Origin of the sequence: uncultured Xanthomonas sp., assembly GCF_964278005.1 — a bacterium.
GTDB classification, from domain to species: Bacteria; Pseudomonadota; Gammaproteobacteria; order Xanthomonadales; family Xanthomonadaceae; genus Xanthomonas_A; species Xanthomonas_A sontii.
This window is the reverse complement of record NZ_CAXYKF010000025.1, coordinates 88786-107481: the sequence shown is the minus strand read 5'-3', so window position 1 is coordinate 107481 and position 18696 is coordinate 88786. Positions and strand designations below refer to the sequence as shown.

Genomic DNA, 18696 nt, shown 5'->3' with positions numbered 1-18696 from the left:
CGCAGCCGTCAGGCCGGCAGCACGCTGCCGGCGGGCGCCTCGTGCGGGGATCACGCCGCGTCGCCGTGGCACAGCGCGGTCAGCGCAGCGCCGTCGGCGAGGGCGCCGGCGGCCTGCGCGGCACCGGCCAGCAGGGTGCGCTGCACGTCGCCCTTGGCCGGGGTGGTCTCGATGCAGCGCAGTTCGGCGCCACGGCCGTACAGGCGCAGGCTGCGCACGTGCCCGGCCATGGCCGGGTCCTTGGGCTGCAGCTGCAGCTGCCAGCGCTCGCGGGTGCCGGAGCTGCTGATGGTGTACTGCTGCTGCAGCAGTGCGCGGTCGCCGGACAGCAGCGCGCCGAAGCCACTCTGCAGGCCGGCCAGTTCCGGCACGCGCGCCAGCGAGAAGCGCCGCGGCGGCTTGCCGTCGCGCTCCAGCGTGGCTTCACTGCCGCGCAGGGTGGTGGTCTCGTGGTACGGCGCGGTGACCTCGCGCACCAGCGTCTGCGCGTCCGGGCGGCGGTACTCGCCCTGCACCCGCAGCGGCGCCTTCAGCAGCGCCGAGCCGCGCAGCTCGACGAAGGCGGTGCTGACCGGTGCCGGCCGCGCCAGCTTCTGCAGGATCCAGTCGGCGTCCGGCGCCTCAGGCGATGCGGCGCTCAGCGGTGCGGCGCTGCACAGCAGTATCAGCATCCACGGCAAGGTGCGGCGCATCGGCATGGCGGTTGTTCCAGAAGTCGTAGAAGTTGAACCAGTTGTAGGGCGCGGAGCGGGTGTAATGCTCCAGCCTGGCGGCGTAATCGCGGATGAGCGCGGCCAGCACCGGCGCACGCTGCCGGCGCGGCAGGTCCAGGCCTTCGCTGAAGGTCTCGAACACCAGCTCGTAGCGGTTACCGCCGCGGTACAGCCCGAACGCCAGCACCACCGGCACCTTGAGCGCGGCGGCGATCAGCCACGGCGAGGTCGGGAACATGGCGCCCTGGCCGATGAACGCGGCCGGCAGCGCCGGATCCTCCGGGCGCGGCCGGTCCACCAGCAGCGCGACCAGCGCGCCCTCGTCGGTGGCCTGCTTGATCGCCATGACGATGGAGGTGCTGTCCATGCCGGCGTCGATGATGTTGGCGGCCAGTTGCGGGTTCAGCGCGCCCAGCAGTTCGGTCATCGCCGGATTGTGCGCCTTGTCCAGCACCACCTTGACCTGCACGTCCGGGCGCTCGGTGGCCAGTACCCGCAGCGCGTCGAAGCTGCCCAGGTGCGAGCCGAAGATCAGCACGCCGCGGCCGCGGTCCATCTGCGCGTGCAACTGGTCCAGGCCGCGGATCTGCACCCGGAACCGGTGCATCTGCCCGCACAGCATGAACACCCGGTCGAGGATGGTGGAGGCGAAGGTGTGGATGTGCCGGGCCACCTCCAGCAGCGTGGCCGGGCGATCGAACACACGGCTCAGGTAGTGCCGCGAGTCGCGCCGCTCCGGGCCGCGCACCAGCAGGAAGTACAGGGTGATCGGGTACAGCAGCAGGCGGCCGACGGCGCGGCCGCCATAGCGGGCGATGCTGCGGATCAGCCACAGGGCGAAGCGGCCGCCGCCTTCCGGGCGCTGCTTCCAGCCGGCGCTCACGGCACGGCCTCGGCGTTGAGTTCGCCGCTGACCAGCAGGTCCTCGCCGCGCAGCACGCGGAAGCGCCAGCGCGGCGCGGCGCCATCCAGTTCCACCCGCGCCGGCTGGCCGGGAAACAGCGGCTGCACGAACTTCACCTGCGGCAGGCGCAGCGGCGCGCGCGCGCCGTGCGCCGCCTCCACGGCCTGCAGCACGTGGTCCAGCACCACGACGCCGGGCACCACCGGGCGGCCCGGGAAGTGGCCGGGCAGGCTGGGATGATCATGCGGTACGACGAATTGCATACGGGCGACTCATATCCTGGGTTCGAGCATGGCACGGACGGCCTGGTGCGCGCGCTGGGTCACTTGCTGGCGGTTCAGCGGGCCGTCCTCGCCGTTCACCCGGATCGGCGTGCCGATCCGCACCCGGATGACGCCGGGCCGGACCCGGAACAGGCTGGTCGGCGGCAGCACCTTGCCCGCCCCGTCCAGCGCCACCGGCACCACGTCCACCCCGGCGTCGATCGCGGCCTGCAGCAGCCCGGCCTTGAACTCGGCCAGCGCGCCGCTGCGGCTGCGGGTACCTTCCGGGAACAGGCACAGGTCCTGGCCACGGCGCAGCAGCGCCGCCGCCTCGCGCCGCATCATCGCCCCGGCGCGGCGGCTGTCGCGGTCCAGGAACAGCATGCCGGTCGCGCGCGCATACCAGTTCACGAACGGCACCTTCAGCATCTCGTCCTTGAGCAGGAAGCGCAGCGGCACCGGCAGCGCCATGAACAGCGCGCAGATGTCGATGATCGACTGGTGGTTGCTGACGAACAGGTGGTTGCGCGACCAGTCCACCCGCTCGCGGCCCTCCACCTGCAGCCGCGCCCCGGCGCCGAACAGCAGCACCGGCGCCCAGAACCGCGCGCCCATGCGCAGCGGCAGGCGCGGCCCGGTCAGCCGCAGCAGCACCAGTGCGACGACGATGCCCAGCGCGGTGTGCGCCAGGGTGAATGCCAGTTGCAGGGCGTTCCACACGGCCCAGGCCATGCGCGAAGGCATCCCAGCCCGCGACAACTTGCTGTTTTCCTTGATGATCTGCACGACCCTTGCGTCCCCTGCACTTCGCGCGTCAGCGCAACAGATCGCGCCAAAAAACCGGCCCCAGCCGCGCCAGCCGGTGCAGGAAGTCGGGCAGATTACGGTAGGGACGCTGCGGAAACCAGCGCCCGCGCAGCAGGTACTCGCCGACGAAGAAGCCGCCGATGACCCCGTAGCCCAGCAGATTGGCGAACAGCGAGGCGCGCGCATCGCTGATCGGCAGCGGCGAGGCCAGGCCCAGCTGCGCCAGCACCCCGCTGGGCTGGGCGCACAGCGCCAGCACCAGGTTGAGCAGCGTCAGCCCGACCAGCAGCAGGGTCCAGGCCAGGGTCAGGCGGCGGGTGTAGCGCAGTTGGTCCGGGGTGATCGGCATGCCGGCCTGCCGGTACAGGGCCTCGACGATGCGGGTGATCAGCGGCGTGCGCCCGCGCTGCAGGCTGCGCCCGAAGAACCAGGCCACCCAGGCGGTGAACAGCACCGGCGGCGCGGCCAGCAGCAGCAGGGCGTGCGGCGAGCGCCACAGCGGCACCAGCGCCGCGGTCGCGGCGATCGCCAGCGCCCAGGCCCAGGGCCGCCAGCGCGCCATCGGCTCCACCAGCACCATCAGCACCAGCGCCGCGCCGGCCAGCACCGCCAGGTCCGGGCGGTGCGCGGCATTGGCCCAGTGCGCCAGTGGAGAGTAGGCCAGCGCCAGCAGCACGCCCAGGGCCAGCGCCCAGGGCGCGGCGTCGGCCGGCTCAGCTGGTCTTGTTGGCTTCGACATGCGCCGACAGCGCGCGCAGCGAGGCGAAGATGCGGCGGTTCTCGTCGTTGTCCGAGCGCAGCTGGAAGCCGTAGCGCTTGCTGATCGCCAGCGCCAGTTCCAGGGCGTCGATCGAGTCCAGCCCCAGGCCGGTATTGAACAGCGGCGCCTCCGGATCGATGTCGCCGGGCTGGACGTCTTCCAGGTTCAGGCTCTCGACCAGCAGCTCGGCCAGTTCACGTTCGGCGGCGGTTTGCGAAGACATCCAGGGGCTTCCAGGCGAAAGGACGGGTGCGACAAGATGGTGCATCGGGCGCTGCGGCGCAACCATCGGCCCGCGAACGGCACGCTATCATGCCGTTTCGCCCCGCCGTTGCGCCCGCAGGTTCCCTCAGGATGACGTCCGCCGCTGTTGCTTCCCCTCCCTCCACCGCACGCGACGCCGCGGCAGACACGCCCGACGTGCTGGTGATCGGCGGGGGGCCGGCCGGCTGCGCGGCGGCGATCGTGCTGGCGCAACGCGGCTGGCGGGTGACGGTGCTGGAAAAGGACTACCACCCGCGCTTCCACATCGGCGAATCGCTGCTGCCGATGAACATGCCGATCCTGCAGCGGCTGGGCGTGCTCGACCAGGTGCGGGCGATCGGCGTGCTCAAGCTCGGCGCCGATTTCCCCAACGATGCCGGCGGCTACAACACCTTCCGTTTCGCGCATGCGCTGGGTGCGCAGTCCGACTTCGCGCTGCAGGTGCCGCGCGCCGACTTCGACCGGGTGCTGTTCGCGCATGCGCGCGCGGTCGGCGCCGACGTGCACGAGGGCGTGCGCGTCGAGGCGGTGCAGCTGGACGGCGAGACGCCGACGGTGCAGGCACGCGGCGCCGACGGCGTGCGCCACTACCGGCCTCGCTACCTGATCGACGCCAGCGGCCGCGACACCTTCCTCGGCAACACGCTCAAGCTCAAGCGCGCCAATCCGCGGCACCAGTCGGCGGCGCTGTTCAGCCATTTCCGCGGCGTGGCGCGGCGCGCCGGCGAGGACGCCGGCAACATCAGCATCTATCGCCACGCGCACGGCTGGATGTGGCTGATCCCGCTGCCCGACGACGTGATGAGCGTGGGCGCGGTGTGCGACCCGGAGTACATGAAGACCCGCAAGGGCTGCGACAGCGAGACGTTCCTGCTGCGCACGCTGGCGCTGAATCCGGACGTGGTGGCGCGCATGGCCGGCGCGCAGCGCGTGGCGCCGGTGCACGCCACCGGCAACTACGCCTACGAATGCACGCGCATGAGCGGGCCGCGCTGGCTGATGCTCGGCGACGCCTACGCCTTCGTCGACCCGATGTTCTCCTCCGGCGTGTACCTGGCCATGCACAGCGCCGAGCGCGGCGCGTCCGTGGTCGACGCGGCGCTGCGCGACCCGGCCAGCGAGGCGCGGCTGCAGCGGCGCCTGGAGCGGCACCTGCGCGGCGGCCTGGACGAGTTCAAGTGGTTCATCTACCGCTTCACCTCGCCGACCATGCGCGAGCTGTTCGCGCAGCCGCGCAACGTGCTGCAGGTGGAACAGGCGGTGGTGGCGATGCTCGCCGGCGACGTCTTCGACAACCGTGCGGTGCTGCGCCGCCTGCGCGTGTTCCGCGCCATCTATGCGCTGTCCGCGGTGGCGATGCTGCCGCGGGCGTGGCGCGCCTGGCGCCACCGCCGCCGCCAGGCCCGCGAACAGTTCCACGGCGACACCTTGCACGGAGACACCCCATGAGCCGCCCGCACCTGCAGTTTCCGCACCACACGCAGGGCCATCCGCAGTTGCAGGTGGACTACGTCGCCGAAACCGACCCCAGCCAGTGGCTGGCCGAGGATCGCGTCCTGGCGGTATTCGGCTTCGGCGAGACCGCGCCCTACCACGACGACCCGCGCTACCTGCGCGTGCCGCTGCAGCCGCACGGCCCGCGCATGCTCGAGGTGTGGCGCACCGACGCCCCGGTGCACAGCGGCCGCGACGGCGCCATCGCCTGGGCCAGCGACGGCCGCCTGCAGTTCGGCGTCATCGAGATCGACGAGCGCCAGGTCGACCTGGACATCGAGGAAGCCGCCGCGCTCGCCTACGCGCAGATCAGCGCCTTCGTCGCCGGCAGCGCCACCCCGCGCCTGCTGCGCATCTGGAACTACCTCGACGCGATCACCCTGGGCAGCGGCGACCGCGAGCGCTACCGGCGCTTCTGCGTCGGCCGCGCGCGCGGGCTGGGCGATTTCGACGCCACCCAGCTGCCGGCGGCGACCGCGGTCGGCCGCTGCGACGATGCGCGGGTGATGCAGATCTACTGGCTGGCCGCCGCGCAGGCCGGCACCCCGCTGGAGAACCCGCGCCAGGTGAGCGCCTACCGCTACCCGCGCCAGTACGGCCCGCAGCCGCCCAGCTTCGCCCGCGCCATGCTGCCGCCGGCCGGCAGCGACATGCCGCTGCTGCTGTCGGGCACCGCCAGCGTGGTCGGCCACGCCTCCATGCATCAGGGCCAGTTGCTGGCGCAGCTGGAGGAAACCTTCGCCAACTTCGACGCCCTGCTGGCGGCCGCGCGCGAACACGCCCCGGACCTGCCGCCGCAGTTCGGCGACGGCACCCGCCTCAAGGTCTACGTGCGCGAGCCCGGCGACCTGCCGCTGGTCGCCGCCGCCCTCGATACCCGCTTCGGCGACCGCGTCCCGCGCCTGCTGCTGCACGCGGTGATCTGCCGCGACGAACTGGCGGTGGAGATCGACGGCGTGCATGGTTGAACGGCGACGCAAGATCGTCCTGGTGTCCGGCGCCCCCGGCGCCGGCAAGACCACGCTGGCGGTCCCGCTGGCGGCGCACCTGGGCTTTCCGCTGTTCTGCAAGGATTTCATCAAGGAGACGCTGACCGACGCCCTGGGCGATGGCGGCGGCGATCTCGCCGCGTCGCGCCGTCTCGGCGCCGCCGCGATGGAGATGCTCTGGTCGCTGGCACAGCGCAGTCCGCACGCGGTGCTGGAAGCCAACTTCCGACCGCGCAGCGACTACGAGCGCGGCAGGATCGCCGCACTGGAGGCGAGGCTGGTGGAAGTCCATTGCCACTGCGGCCATGACGAGACCCTGCGCCGCTTCCGCGCGCGCGCCACGACGGGCACGCAGCACGCGGCACACCCCCTGCGGGAACTGCCGCCCGACCTGCTTGCCGACTATCCCGGTCCGATCGGCCTGGGGACGGTGATCGACGTGGACACCCGCATGCCGGTGGATCTGCCGCACCTGTTCGCGCAGGTCGCCGCCGCGCTTTCCTGAGCGGGTACCGGCACCGGCGCTGCCGCGCCGGTTCCGTCCTCGCGACGCGCTGTGCCTGGACTTGCGCCCAAGTGCGGTCTGTGCGGGACGGATGCCGTGTCGCTGCTTGCCCGGCGCAAATCACGTTGGACGCCGGACGTGGCAGAGCGCACCGCAGCAAGCGCGTATGCGTCGATGTTTCGCGCCGCTGCCTTCCTCCCACGCATGACCATCCCCCCTCGCCGGCCACGTAGTGGCGACATGCACTAACGCGTCGGCGCGGTCAGGTGACGGTCCAATTCCGGCTGTGTGGTGCGCTGTTGCTCCTGCCCCAGCGCCTGATTGGCCAGCGCCAGTTTCTGGTCGGACTGTTCCACCGGCGTGGCCAACGCCTGCTCCACCGGAACGACCGCGCGCTTCATCGCCGGGTCGTCCAGTGCGCCCTGCACGGCGATCAGGTTCCCGGTCTTCCCCAACACCACGTGGTCGACCCGCTCCAGCGCATTGCCCGACAACGAATAGCCGGCCGTGCCCGGATACATGTCGCGGTTGTCCTTGCAGGCCGCCAGCAGGCTGCGGCTGAGCCGCTCGCTGTCGTGGTCGTAGGCCTTGCCCAGGTCTGCGTCGACCCTGCGCATGCCTGCTCGGATCTGTTCCAGCAACGCGTGATCCGGATGCCCCGGCAGCGAGGGATCATCGCTCCGGTGCGCCTCCGTGCCTCGCGCGGGAAGCGTCGAAGGTTCGGGCAACCCGTTGGCCAGGGGCGACACGTGCCGATGGGTGTCGGCGGTGTGCTGCAGCAGTCCCGCAACCGGCGGCTGCGTGCTGCTGTCGAAGTACGGCAGAGGACGTCGATCCCTGCCAAGATCCAGCCCGTTCTCTTCCAGCAGCGACTCGCGCAGATGCAGCCGCGACAGGTTCAGCGCGATCTGCGGGGTGTCGTTGCCGGGTTGTGGCGGATGTTGCCGGTGCTCGACCTGGGCGATGTGGCTGACCGGATTGGCAGCGTAGTAGTTGGCATAATCGGAGCTGCCGAGAGCACCGAGCTTGCTGATCTCGGAAGCCTTGTCGAAAAAATTCTGCCCCATTCCCTCCAAATTGGCCGGACTCTGGGGCATCGTCATATCCGCATTAATGCTTAGATTCGGCTTGAGCGTGTAGTCGAAGTGAGGTCGCGCGCCCGACTTGTCGATGAAATCAGCCATACGTCCTGGCTGTTCGTTGTATATATCTTCAAGGGTTGCGTTCGGATTCGCCGTGCGGACCCTGCTGACCATCGCATTCCAGGCGGCGATCTGGGCTCCGGCTTCATCGCGGCGATTCTGTACAAGGAGAGACGCCAGAGGTTCGGTGTAGTCGCGTGGACTTTGTCGCTGTGAGATTGCGGAAACGCCAGCGGCAAATTCGGTGAGTGCTCGCTTGGTGTCCGCGGCATTGGCGCCATGCTGCAACTCATGTCCCAGGACATAGGTGAGTTCGCCCGCGTTGGGTGCCCTCCCAGACGGCGAAGCTTGAAGCCTGGCCAATGGGACCCGCACAGCCTTGTTTTCAGAATCGTACTCGCCGCCAGCATTGGGATTGGTCAGCGGAACGATGCGTGACACTTGGCCCTGACGTACAGCGTCGTTTAGCTGATCGACCAAGGCGGGCGATGCTTCGATGATCGCGCGCAGATTCCGCACGTGATCAGGACCGACACTTGGCTGGCTACCAAAGTCGGTAATGACAGCTTGAGCTTGTGGCGTGAGTGGCATCCCTGCGCCTCCCTTTATCCGACTATCACCATCTGAACACAGGAGTGACGGACTGCGTCATCGGACCCGATGCTTTCGTCACGCGGGTAAACCTGCAACCACATGCCGGGGCGCTCGAACGAATCGTACATCCAGGGTCCGTGAGACGGCTTTGGCCCGCCGTTCGGCGCCGCCGGGGGAGAGTCGTAGTAGCGCTCACGCACAAAACCCATTTCTTCTAATTCGCTGGTGAACTGATCGAAATCCACGCGGCAGAGATCGCGCATCGCGGGCGAGGCGCCCGGTACAACCGGATCGAAGCTGAAGATCAACCGAGGATCGGCCTTCTTCATGTTGACCTCGAAGCCATGCACCCAGTCCCGGCTGACCTTCTCCCCGAATCCATAACGTCCCGACCCATCACGCGCATAGTCCATCTCCACCCCCATCACCTCATGCAAGCGCTCCGGCGTGAATTCGGCCACGCTTCTGCTGGTCCGGATCAAGGTCAGCAATCGGCTGAGCATCTGCTCGGCGCTCAGCTTGGGCGACACGGGCGCGGCGGCCTGATCGGCGGCGCCGGACGAGGGGGACGAGGTCATGGCGGGAGATTCCTTGGCAGGAGGCGCAACGGCAGGCGTCCGCGCGGGCGCATGGGTGCAGGCCCCGCACAGCAGCGAGGCGATCAGGACGAGAGAAGCCCGATGGGGCATGCGGCACATCCTTGCGGCGCGAAGCGATGAGCGCAGTATACGAACACCGGCAGGCCCCACAGCAAGCCGCCCACTGAACCATCTGCAGCGATGCAGGCTCGGCGTTTCACCAGCAGCGGTCGATTGACCGCTTGCCAAGCCGGCTTGATCCCGATCCCGGTGCGATTCGACCGCCCCGTCAGTCCTCGCGTGCCGCCAGCAACGCCAGCAACCGATCGCGCGGCAGCTTGCCGGTCTCGTTGCGCGGCAGGGCGTCGAGCAGGCGCAGGCGGCGCGGCAGGAACACAGGATCCAGTTCGCGGCGCAGCGCGGCGAGGATCGCGGCCTCGTCGAGGGTCGGCGCCACCACCACCGCGGCGATGCGGCCCACCGCCTGGCCCGGTTCCGGATCCAGTTGCAGCATCGCGCCGTCGACCACGCCCGGCAGGGCCAGCATGCGCCGGGTGAGGTCGGCCAGCGAGGCGCGCTTGCCGGCGATCTCCAGCAGGTCGGCCTGGCGCCCGCGCACCTGGAAACGACCGTCGGCATCCACTTCCATCAGGTCGGCCAGCAGCACCGCCTGCGGCAGATGCGGCGCGTGCACCAGGGTGCCGTCCGGCTGCGGCGCCACGCGCACGCCCGGCAGCGGCGTCCATGGCGCTTCGCAGGCGGTGCGGCGGCTGGCGAACACGCAGGTCTCGGTGGAGCCGAACATCTCGCGTACCTCACCGCCGAAGCGCGCCTCGGCGGCGGCGGCCAGTTCCTGCGCCAGCGGCGCGGTGGCCGAGACGATGCCGGCCAGCGGCGGCAGGGCGACGCCGGATTCGACCAGCGCACGCAGATGCACCGGCGTGGTCACCAGCAGCCGCGGCGCCGGCAGCTGCGCCAACGCGCGGGCCACGTCCTCGGGAAAGAACGGCCGCCCGGCGTGCACCGCCAGCGGCGTCACCAGCGGCAACAGGATCGACAGCTCCATGCCGTACATGTGCTGCGGCGGCACCGTCGCCACCACCTGCGGCACCGCCGTGTCCGGCCACAGCCCGACCAGTGCCAGCAGGTCCTGGCGGGTGCTGGTGAGGAAGCTCCCCCAGGTCTTGGGATTGGGTTTGGGCGCGCCGGTGCTGCCGGAGGTGAAGCCGATCGCCACCAGCGCGTCGTCGGCCAGCTGCGGCATCGGCCCGTCCAGCGACGGCAGCGCGTCCGGCAACTGCCAGTAGCGCGGCGGCGGCTCGGCCAGCGCCAGGTCGCCCAGGCAGTAGCAATCGGCATGGCTGCGCTGCACCTCGGCCACCACCGCCGGCGCGCGCGAGGATGGCAGCAGCGAGGTCTGCCCGCGCAGCGCCACCGCGCAGAACGCGACCATGAAGCGGTAGCGGTCCTCGCACAGGTTCAGCGCGTGCCGGCCGGCCGGCAGCACCGCGGCCAGTCCGCGCACGTGGCCAAGGAAGGTGGCCAGGTCGATGTGTTCGCCGTTGGCGAAGGCCAGCGGTCGCCGCGCGTCGCCGACGGCGAGCGGATGCAACAGGGGCGCGGCGGGAATCTCGGAGGAAACGGCGGACATGCGGGGCGGCGGCTCGGGCGGGCGATGACCCGCACGGCGCGGGAGCCGGTAGCTTGGCCGCCACCGCCGCCGCTGGCAAGCCGGCCTGCCGCGGCGGCCGCCGTCAGTGGTGGTAGCCGGTGTCGGCGGTGATCTTGCCGCGGAACACCCGGTACGACCACGCGGTGTAGCCCAGGATCACCGGCAGCAGCACCGCCAGCCCGGCCAGCACGAAACCCTGCGAGGACGGCGGCGAGGCCGCTTCCCAGATGGTCAGCCCGGGCGGCACGATGTTCGGCCAGATGCCCAGCACCAGGCCGAAGAAGCCGAGCACGAAGAAGCACAGGGTCAGCACGAACGGACGCGCATCGCGGCCCTGCGCCATCGCCGCCCGCCACAGCGCCAGCGCGTTGACCAGCACCAGCAGCGGCACCGGCGACAGCCACCAGAAATTCCCGTCGTGGAACCAGCGCGCCATGATCCGCGAGTCCAGGAACGGAAGCCAGGCGCTGACCAGGCCCATGAACACCACCACCACCAGTACCAGCGGCCGGGTCAGGGTGCGGGCGATGCGCTGCATCGCGCCCTCGGTCTTGAGGATCAGCCAGCTGCCGCCGAGCAACGCATAGCCGAACACCACCGCCGCGCCGGTGAGCATCGAGAACGGGCTGAACCAGCCCAGCACCCCGCCCAGATACTTGCCGTCCTGCAGCGGCATGCCTTCCACCAGCGCGCCCAGGATCACCCCCTGCCAGAACGCCGCGCACAGCGAGCCCAGCGCGAACGCCCAGCCCCACAGGTACTTGGAACTGCGCGCCTTGAAGCGGAACTCGAAGGCCACGCCGCGGAACACCAGCGCGATCAGCATCAGCAGCACCGGCAGGTACAGCGCCGACAGCACGACCGCGTAGGCCTTGGGGAAGGCCGCCAGCAGGCCGGCGCCGCCGAGCACCAGCCAGGTCTCGTTGCCGTCCCAGATCGGCGCGGCGGTATTCATCATCAGATCGAGCTGGTCCTCGTCCTCGGCGAACGGCGCCAGGATGCCGAGGCCGAGCACGAAGCCGTCCAGCAGCACGTACATCAGCACCCCGAAGCCGATCACGCCGAACCAGATCACCGGCAATACGGTCGCCATGTCCATCAGCGGGTCTCCTCGATGTCGTCGTCGGCCGCCGACAGCGGCCGCGCCGGGGTCTTATCGCCTTCCTGCATGCGCGGCGCCGGCTCGTGCGGCAGCGGCCCATGGCGCAGCATGCGCAGGATGTACCAACTGCCGAAGCCGAACACCAGCGCGTAGGCGAGCACGTACACGCTCAGCGAGATCCACACCATCGCCGGGCTGAGCGTCGGGCTGACCGCATCGCGGGTATGCAGCAGGCCATAGATCACGTAGGGCTGGCGCCCGATCTCGGTGACGAACCAGCCGGCGACCAGGGCCACGAACCCGGCCGGCAGCATCGCGTTCCACGCCAGGTGCAGCGCGCGCCGGCGCAGCAAGGTGCCGCGCCACCAGAAGAACAGCGACACCAGCGCCAGCAGCAGCATCGCCATGCCCAGCCCGACCATCACCCGGAACGCGTAGAACACCGGCTTCACCGGCGGCCGCTCGTCCCGCGGCACCGCGGTCAGCGGGGTGATCTCGCCATCCAGCGTGTGGGTGAGGATCACGCTGCCCAGGCGCGGGATGGTCACTTCGTAATCGTTGCGCTCGGCGGCCTCGTTGGGGACCGCGAACACCACCAGCGGTACGCCCTGCCCCTTCGCCTCGCCATGCCAATGCCCTTCCATCGCCGCCACCTTGATCGGCTGGTGCTCGAGCGTGTTCAGGCCATGCGCATCGCCGGCGGCGATCTGCAACGGCAGCGCGATCGCGGCGAACGCCACCGCCAGCTTGAGCATGCGCCCGGCTGCATCCAGGTGCTCGCCGCGGCGCAGGTACCAGCCGCTGACCCCGCCGATCACGAAACAGGTGGTGATGAATGCGGCCAGCACCATGTGCGTGAGCCGGTACGGGAAGGAGGGATTGAAGATCACCTCGCGCCAGTTGGCCGGATGGAACACGCCTTCAACCACCGCATAGCCGGCCGGCGTCTGCAGCCAGCTATTGGCCGACAGGATCCAGAACGTGGAGATCAGCGTGCCGATGGCGACCAGGCAGGTGGCCAGGAAGTGCAGCTTCTCCGGCACCTTGTGCCAGCCGAACAGCATCACGCCCAGGAACGAGGCTTCCAGGAAAAACGCGGTCAGCACTTCGTAGCTGAGCAGCGGACCAAGGATGTTGCCGGCACGTTCGCTGAGCACCGCCCAGTTGGTGCCGAACTGGAAGCTCATCACGATGCCGCTGACCACACCCATGCCGAAGGACACGGCGAAGATCTTCAGCCAGAAGAAGTACAGATCGCGCCACACCGTGTCGCGGGTGCGCAGCCAGCGCCACTCCAGGAACGCCAGCCAGCTCGACAGGCCGATGGTGAAGGCCGGGAACAGCACGTGGAAACTGATGACGAATCCGAACTGGATGCGCGACAGCAGCAGGGCGTCCATGGGCAGCGCCTGAGGCAGCGGAAACGATGCCTATTGTTGGTGCAGCGCGGCGAAATGGGATGTGACGGTTTGTCGCAGCGCCGCCATTGCCGCAGGGTTGGCGCAACCGCGATAGCGGAAAGAGGGCTCTGTTCCAGGCTCAGTTGATCGGGCCACGTCTCAAGCCCGGCGCCTCCATCAATGAGACAACGCCAACTCCACCTTGACTTCCTTTTTGCATCGCATGCTCACCTCGGGAAACGTCCACTGTCCGACAGCATCAAGCACCGCTTCAGCGTATCCTGAATCGGGGAATCTCCTTCTCTCCAACTGCTTGATATCGACCCTCGATATTTCGGCAACCGATACGTCACCGTTCCTTTCGATCACGATCGCGACGTAGATCGAGCCGATGAACTGGCTTCCCGTGCGCCCTGGCAGCGCTGGCTGAATGGTTTCGAGCGGGCGCAAGCTGGAGGCGCAGTCGGTCTTCGGCAAGTCGTGCGTTTGCTGTCCGCCAATTGTTGCAAGCGCCGCCCACACAAGCACACTTTTCATGGTTCCCCCAGCGTTTGCATGCTTGCTCAGTGGCGTGTCGACCCTGACCTGCGTCATTCCAGGCCGTCGTAACCTGAAGCGACGCGCGGTGTGACAAGCAATCATGGCGCAGCCACCGCGTGCGCCGACTTACCCGATGCGGGTCCGCCAACACCCTCGCCAAGATTACAAGGCCTCTGCTCCCGGTGGCGCCCATGACCAACGGCGCAATCGCCACCACCCTGGCGGCTGCTACGCTTGCGGTTTGCCGTTCGCCCGGAATTCCAGATGCGTCGTCTCGCCCTGAGCGCTGTTGTGTTGCTGTCCCTGTCCTGCCTGCCGCCGCTGGCCGCGGCCCAGGATGTCGCCGCCCCGCTGACCATCGAGCAGGCCATGGCCGATCCGGACTGGATCGGGCCGCCGGTCGAGGACGCGTGGTGGGCCTGGGACGGGCACCAGGTGCAGTACCAGCTCAAGCGCACCGGCAGCCCGGTGCGCGACACCTACCGCCAGGGCGTCGACGGCGGCGCCGCGCAGCGGGTCGAGGACGCGCAGCGCAGCACCCTGGACGCGGCCAACCCGGTCTACGACGCACGCCGCCAGCGCATGCTGTTCGTGCGCAACGGCGACGTGTTCCTTCGCGACCTGCGCAGCGGCGCGCTGACCCAGCTGACCCGCAGCAACCAGGCCGCCGCGCGGCCGCAGTTCACCACCGATGGCGGCGCGCTGTGGCGGGTCGGCAACGACTGGTACCGCTGGAGCCCCGGCGGCGGTGTGCAGCAGGCCGCGGTGCTCAAGGCCGAGCGCGATCCCGATGCCGCGCCCAAGCCCGACGTGCTGCGCGACCAGCAGCTGCGCACCCTGGAAACCCTGGCCCGCGACCGCGCCCAGCGCGAGCTGCTGCGCCAGCAGGAGCAGGCCTGGCGCCGCGCCGACAGCAGCCGCGCGCCGGCGCCGGTGTACCTGGGCGACGACGTGGTGGTCGACGACAGCGCGCTGTCGCCGGACGGCCGCCACCTGCTGGTGGTCACCCACGCCAAGGGCGCCGAGGAAGGCCGCGACAGCAAGATGCCCAAGTACGTGACCGAGTCCGGCTACGCCGAATTCCAGGAGGCGCGCACCCTGGTCGGACGCAATTCGCCGGTGGCGCAGACCCTGTGGCTGGTCGATGCGGTGGCCGGCAGCGCGCGCAAGCTCGACCTGTCGGTGCTGCCCGGCATCGGCACCGATCCGCTGGCGGCGCTGCGCAAGGCCGCCAAGCAGGAGCCGCTGCAGGGCCCGCGCGCGGTGCGCGTGGAAACCGACGGCGACGGCAGCGGCGCCTCGATGCACTGGAGCGAGGACGGCCGCAATGTCGCCGTGCTGCTGCGCGCGGTGGACAACAAGGATCGCTGGATCGCCAGCGTCGACCTGGACAAGGCGGTGCTGCAGCCGCGCCACCGCCTCACCGATCCGGCCTGGATCAACTGGAGCTTCAACGACTTCGGCTGGATGCCGGACAACCAGACGCTGTGGCTGCTGTCCGAGCAGTCCGGCTATTCGCACCTGTACACCCAGCGCGGCACCGAGAAGCCGCGCCAGCGCACCTCCGGCAAGTGGGAAGTGTCCGCGCCGGTGGTCAGCGCCGACGGCCAGGGCTTCCTGTTCCTGTGCAACCGCAAGTGGCCGGGCGACTACGAGGTGTGCAAGCTCGACCTGCGCAACGACAGCGTCGCCGAACTGACCTCGCTGGACGGCGTGGAGGACTTCGCGCTGTCGCCGGACGGCCAGCAACTGCTGGTGCACTACTCCGGCCCCTATCTGCCGCCGCAACTGGCGGTGCTGCCGGCCGCCGGCGGCAACGCGCGCGTGCTCACCGACACCCGCAGTGCCGCGTTCAAGGCGCGCCCGTGGGTACAGCCACAGTTCGTGCAGGTGCCGTCCAAGCACGGCGCCGGCGCCGTCTGGGGCAAGTACTACGGTCCGGCGCAGCCGGAGCCGGGCAAGCGCTATCCGGTGGTGATGTTCGTGCACGGCGCCGGCTACCTGCAGAACGTGTCGGCGCGCTACACCCCGTACTTCCGCGAGCAGATGTTCCACAACCTGCTGGTGCAGAAGGGCTACATCGTGCTGGACCTGGACTACCGCGCCAGCGCCGGCTACGGCCGCGACTGGCGCACCGCGATCTACCGCGACATGGGCCACCCGGAGCTGGAGGACTACCTGGACGGCCTGGACTGGCTGGTCGACAGCAAGCAGGGCGACCGTGGCCGTGCCGGCATCTACGGCGGTTCCTACGGCGGCTTCATGACCTACATGGCGCTGTTCCGCAGCCCCGGCACGTTCAAGGCCGGCGCCGCGCTGCGCCCGGTCGCCGACTGGAGCCAGTACAACCACGAGTACACCTCCAACATCCTCAATACCCCGGACCTGGACCCGGAGGCCTACCGCACCTCCTCGCCGATCGAATACGCCAGCGGCCTGCGCGACCACCTGCTGATCGCCCACGGCATGGTCGACGACAACGTGTTCTTCAAGGACTCGGTCGACATGACCCAGAAGCTGATCGAGCTGCACAAGGACAACTGGGAGATCGCGCCGTACCCGCTGGAGAAGCACGGCTTCACCCGCGCCGATTCCTGGCTGGACGAGTACAAGCGCATCCTCAAGCTGTTCGAACGCGAGCTGCGCTGAGCCGGCCGCATACCGAGGCGCCTGCCGTCGACGTATGGCAGGCGCAGCGCCCGCGGGGCGCCTTCGGGACAGCGCCAACCACCGGTGTCCGTCACGCATCGCGCCGTTCCGCAGGAGTCAACGGTCATGCATCCGCGACGCGCGAGGTGGTGAGCCTTCCGATGGCGCAATGCGTCGGGACTGAAGTCCCTCCCACAGTGCACCCGGCGGGCTCGCCGCAAGCCCCTGTGGGAGCGACTTCGGTCGCGACGAGGCTTTCCCGGTAAGGCGCGTCGCGGCTGAACGCGAGCGCCCGCAGCTAGGCCGTCCGGACGCAGACGGCATCGGCACGACCTTGGCGTAGCCCCGCTCCTCGCGACACCGGATCGGCAGCGCCCTGACCAGAGGCCGCGCACCGGCATAGGCGCGCCCCCCTCGCGCGCCACGCCGGCTTGCGCCCTGCTCCGCCATCCCTATCCTTGCCGGACTGCCGCCGGTGCGGCGCCGCCAGCGCCGCCCCGCCCCGAAGGACCGCCGATGCCGCCTCCGCCGCTGCCCCTCACCGCCGCCCGCAACAAGAACATCGATGCGATGGCCAAGCTCTCGCTGCTGATCGGGGTGCTGTCGCTGCTGTACTCGCTGGGCCAGGCGCTGTTGCTGATGGCGTTGCCGGACGGGGCGATCGAGGGCGTGCTGCGCGAGGCCGGGCTGCCGTTGCCGCCGCTGCTGCAGTGGTGCGTCGCCCATGCGCTGGCGCTGTCCTGGCTGTCGGCGCTGCTGTCGGCGGGCCTGTGCGCGGCGTCGTGGGCGCTGCTGCAGCGGCGCGACTGGGCGCGGCGGGCGTTCATCGTGTTCCTGGTGGTCACCGCCGCGGCCAACTTCGCGGTGCTGCCGCTGCTGTGGCAACTGCTCGACCTGTTGCAGGTCTGGGCGCCACAGCACGCCTTCGACCCGCAGCAACTCCAGCACGATCTGGCGCTGGGCCGGATCACGCTCATGGTCAGCGGCGCGCTGACCGCCCTGGTCTTCGCCGGCCTGCACGGCTGGCTGGTCTACCAGCTGTGCCGCCCCGCGCTGCGCGCCGAGTTCCGCCGCTGACGCACACCGACCGGCCCGCGCAGTCCGGGCAGCCCGCCGCAGACGCCTGACACAGCCAGCTTCTAGAATGGCGGCATGCATACCTTCGACCGTGTTCGCGACTATCTCACTGGCCTGCAAGACCGCATCTGTGCGGCGGTCGAGGCCGCCGACGGCCAGGCCCGTTTCGCCGAAGACCTGTGGCAGCGCGCGGAGGGCGGCGGCGGCCGCACCCGCATCCTGCGCGACGGCGCGCTGTTCGAGCAGGCCGGCATCGGCTTCTCCGACGTCGCCGGCACCCGCCTGCCGCCCTCGGCCAGCGCCAACCGCCCGGAACTGGCCGGCGCCTCGTGGCGCGCGGTCGGGGTGTCGCTGGTGTTCCACCCGCTCAGCCCGTACATCCCCACCACCCACGCCAACGTGCGCTACTTCGAGGCGCAGCGCGACGGCGCCACCGTGGCCTGGTGGTTCGGCGGCGGCTTCGACCTGACCCCGTACTACCCGTTCGACGAGGACGCCCACCACTGGCACCAGACCGCGCACGACCTGTGCGCGCCGTTCGGCGAAGACCGCTATCCGGCGCACAAGCGCTGGTGCGACGAGTACTTCTTCCTCAAGCACCGCAACGAGACCCGCGGCGTCGGCGGCCTGTTCTTCGACGACCTGCATGCCGATTTCGAGCGCGACTTCGCCTACCAGCGCGCGGTCGGCGACGGCTTCCTCGACGCCTACCTGCCGATCGTGGAACGCCGCCGCGGCCTGCCCTGGGGCGAGCGCGAGCGCGAGTTCCAGTTGTACCGGCGCGGCCGCTACGTCGAGTTCAACCTGGTCTACGACCGCGGCACCTTGTTCGGCCTGCAGAGCGGCGGCCGCAGCGAGAGCATCCTGATGAGCCTGCCGCCGCGGGTGCGCTGGGAGTACGGCTTCCAGCCCGAACCGGGCAGCGCCGAGGCGCGCCTGGCCGAGTACCTGGTGCCGCGCGAATGGCTGGCATGAGCGCGCCAGCGCGCACCGCCGTGCTGGGCCGCGAGGACAAGCGCGCCATCGCCGAACAGTTGCAGGCCTACCTGCGCACCGAGTTGCAGCAGCAGGTCGGCGCGTTCGAGGCCGAATTCCTGCTCGATTTCGTCGCCGAGCGCATCGGCGCGCATTACTACAACCGCGGCCTGGACGATGCCCGCGCGCTGCTGGCCACGCAGCTGGACACCCTGGACGACGCGCTCTACCAACTGCAACAGCCCACCGACGCGCGCCGCTGAGCCGG

At 69.9% G+C, this 18696-nt stretch carries 19 protein-coding genes; 7 read left to right on the top strand and 12 right to left on the bottom strand.

From position 1 onward, the window contains the following. Positions 1–50: 50 nt before the first annotated feature. From ACHWVH_RS18640 to xanC, 6 genes are read right to left on the bottom strand one after another with little or no spacing between them, the layout of a single operon-like run. Entirely contained in the window at positions 51–698 is a 648-nt protein-coding gene (locus ACHWVH_RS18640) for a LolA-related protein (RefSeq protein WP_394687741.1), read from the bottom strand. Continuing rightward, on the bottom strand, positions 622–1596 hold the full coding sequence (locus ACHWVH_RS18635; protein ID WP_295924339.1) for an acyltransferase: 975 nt from the start codon (positions 1594–1596) through the stop codon (positions 622–624). Before ACHWVH_RS18635 ends, ACHWVH_RS18640 begins: the two co-directional genes overlap by 77 nt. Further along, on the bottom strand, positions 1593–1880 hold the full coding sequence (locus ACHWVH_RS18630; protein ID WP_267093112.1) for a hypothetical protein: 288 nt from the start codon (positions 1878–1880) through the stop codon (positions 1593–1595). Before ACHWVH_RS18630 ends, ACHWVH_RS18635 begins: the two co-directional genes overlap by 4 nt. A gap of 9 nt (positions 1881–1889) precedes the next feature. Then, positions 1890–2639, bottom strand: coding sequence for a 1-acyl-sn-glycerol-3-phosphate acyltransferase (locus tag ACHWVH_RS18625; RefSeq protein WP_152235939.1), 750 nt, complete (start codon positions 2637–2639; stop codon positions 1890–1892). A 55-nt stretch (positions 2640–2694) separates the two neighbouring features. Continuing rightward, positions 2695–3426 (bottom strand): ketosynthase, encoded by a 732-nt coding sequence (locus tag ACHWVH_RS18620; protein ID WP_267098836.1) that lies wholly within the window; start codon positions 3424–3426, stop codon positions 2695–2697. Continuing rightward, on the bottom strand, positions 3401–3670 hold the full coding sequence (xanC, locus tag ACHWVH_RS18615) for a xanthomonadin biosynthesis acyl carrier protein XanC (protein ID WP_003470209.1): 270 nt from the start codon (positions 3668–3670) through the stop codon (positions 3401–3403). Before xanC ends, ACHWVH_RS18620 begins: the two co-directional genes overlap by 26 nt. 131 nt (positions 3671–3801) lie before the next feature. Here xanC and ACHWVH_RS18610 point away from each other — a divergent pair, with 131 nt between their 5' ends. From ACHWVH_RS18610 to ACHWVH_RS18600, 3 genes are read left to right on the top strand one after another with little or no spacing between them, the layout of a single operon-like run. Then, positions 3802–5160, top strand: a complete 1359-nt coding sequence (locus ACHWVH_RS18610) for an NAD(P)/FAD-dependent oxidoreductase (protein WP_394687740.1) — start codon at positions 3802–3804, stop codon at positions 5158–5160. Continuing rightward, positions 5157–6173 (top strand): pteridine-dependent deoxygenase, encoded by a 1017-nt coding sequence (locus ACHWVH_RS18605; protein WP_017908313.1) that lies wholly within the window; start codon positions 5157–5159, stop codon positions 6171–6173. Before ACHWVH_RS18610 ends, ACHWVH_RS18605 begins: the two co-directional genes overlap by 4 nt. Positions 6174–6195: 22 nt before the next feature. Beyond that, positions 6196–6699, top strand: a complete 504-nt coding sequence (locus tag ACHWVH_RS18600) for an AAA family ATPase (protein ID WP_394687739.1) — start codon at positions 6196–6198, stop codon at positions 6697–6699. Positions 6700–6944: 245 nt separating this feature from the next. Here ACHWVH_RS18600 and ACHWVH_RS18595 read toward each other — a convergent pair whose 3' ends face one another. From ACHWVH_RS18595 to ACHWVH_RS18570, 6 genes are all read right to left on the bottom strand, one after another. Then, complete coding sequence (locus tag ACHWVH_RS18595; protein WP_394687738.1) at positions 6945–8432, bottom strand: XVIPCD domain-containing protein; 1488 nt, start codon at positions 8430–8432, stop codon at positions 6945–6947. 14 nt (positions 8433–8446) lie between these two features. Next, positions 8447–9013 (bottom strand): hypothetical protein, encoded by a 567-nt coding sequence (locus ACHWVH_RS18590; protein WP_267124408.1) that lies wholly within the window; start codon positions 9011–9013, stop codon positions 8447–8449. Positions 9014–9302: 289 nt separating this feature from the next. Next, positions 9303–10664, bottom strand: coding sequence for an AMP-binding protein (locus tag ACHWVH_RS18585; protein ID WP_394687737.1), 1362 nt, complete (start codon positions 10662–10664; stop codon positions 9303–9305). 103 nt (positions 10665–10767) lie between these two features. Next, positions 10768–11784 (bottom strand): cytochrome d ubiquinol oxidase subunit II, encoded by a 1017-nt coding sequence (cydB, locus tag ACHWVH_RS18580; RefSeq protein ID WP_150410631.1) that lies wholly within the window; start codon positions 11782–11784, stop codon positions 10768–10770. After that, positions 11784–13187 carry a cytochrome ubiquinol oxidase subunit I gene (locus ACHWVH_RS18575; RefSeq protein WP_017910339.1) on the bottom strand — a complete coding sequence of 468 codons (1404 nt, stop codon included), beginning with the start codon at positions 13185–13187 and terminating at the stop codon, positions 11784–11786. The genes cydB and ACHWVH_RS18575 overlap by 1 nt, the downstream gene beginning before the upstream one ends. A gap of 177 nt (positions 13188–13364) precedes the next feature. Continuing rightward, positions 13365–13724 carry a hypothetical protein gene (locus tag ACHWVH_RS18570; protein ID WP_394687736.1) on the bottom strand — a complete coding sequence of 120 codons (360 nt, stop codon included), beginning with the start codon at positions 13722–13724 and terminating at the stop codon, positions 13365–13367. 267 nt (positions 13725–13991) lie between these two features. On the opposite strand from ACHWVH_RS18570, the gene ACHWVH_RS18565 reads away from it, so the two are divergent. The 4 genes from ACHWVH_RS18565 to ACHWVH_RS18550 all read left to right on the top strand — a co-directional run bounded on the left by ACHWVH_RS18565 (position 13992) and on the right by ACHWVH_RS18550 (position 18691). Then, on the top strand, positions 13992–16376 hold the full coding sequence (locus tag ACHWVH_RS18565; protein WP_394687735.1) for a prolyl oligopeptidase family serine peptidase: 2385 nt from the start codon (positions 13992–13994) through the stop codon (positions 16374–16376). Between the two features lie 516 nt (positions 16377–16892). Continuing rightward, a complete protein-coding gene (locus ACHWVH_RS18560) occupies positions 16893–17453 on the top strand; it encodes a hypothetical protein (RefSeq protein ID WP_295924317.1) in 561 nt (186 codons plus the stop codon). Between the two features lie 75 nt (positions 17454–17528). Continuing rightward, positions 17529–18428: an oxygen-dependent coproporphyrinogen oxidase gene (gene hemF / locus ACHWVH_RS18555; protein ID WP_394687734.1), complete on the top strand. Its 900-nt coding sequence runs from the start codon at positions 17529–17531 to the stop codon at positions 18426–18428. Continuing rightward, on the top strand, positions 18425–18691 hold the full coding sequence (locus ACHWVH_RS18550; protein ID WP_017914139.1) for a DUF2164 domain-containing protein: 267 nt from the start codon (positions 18425–18427) through the stop codon (positions 18689–18691). Before hemF ends, ACHWVH_RS18550 begins: the two co-directional genes overlap by 4 nt. The last annotated feature ends 5 nt before the right edge of the window (positions 18692–18696 follow it).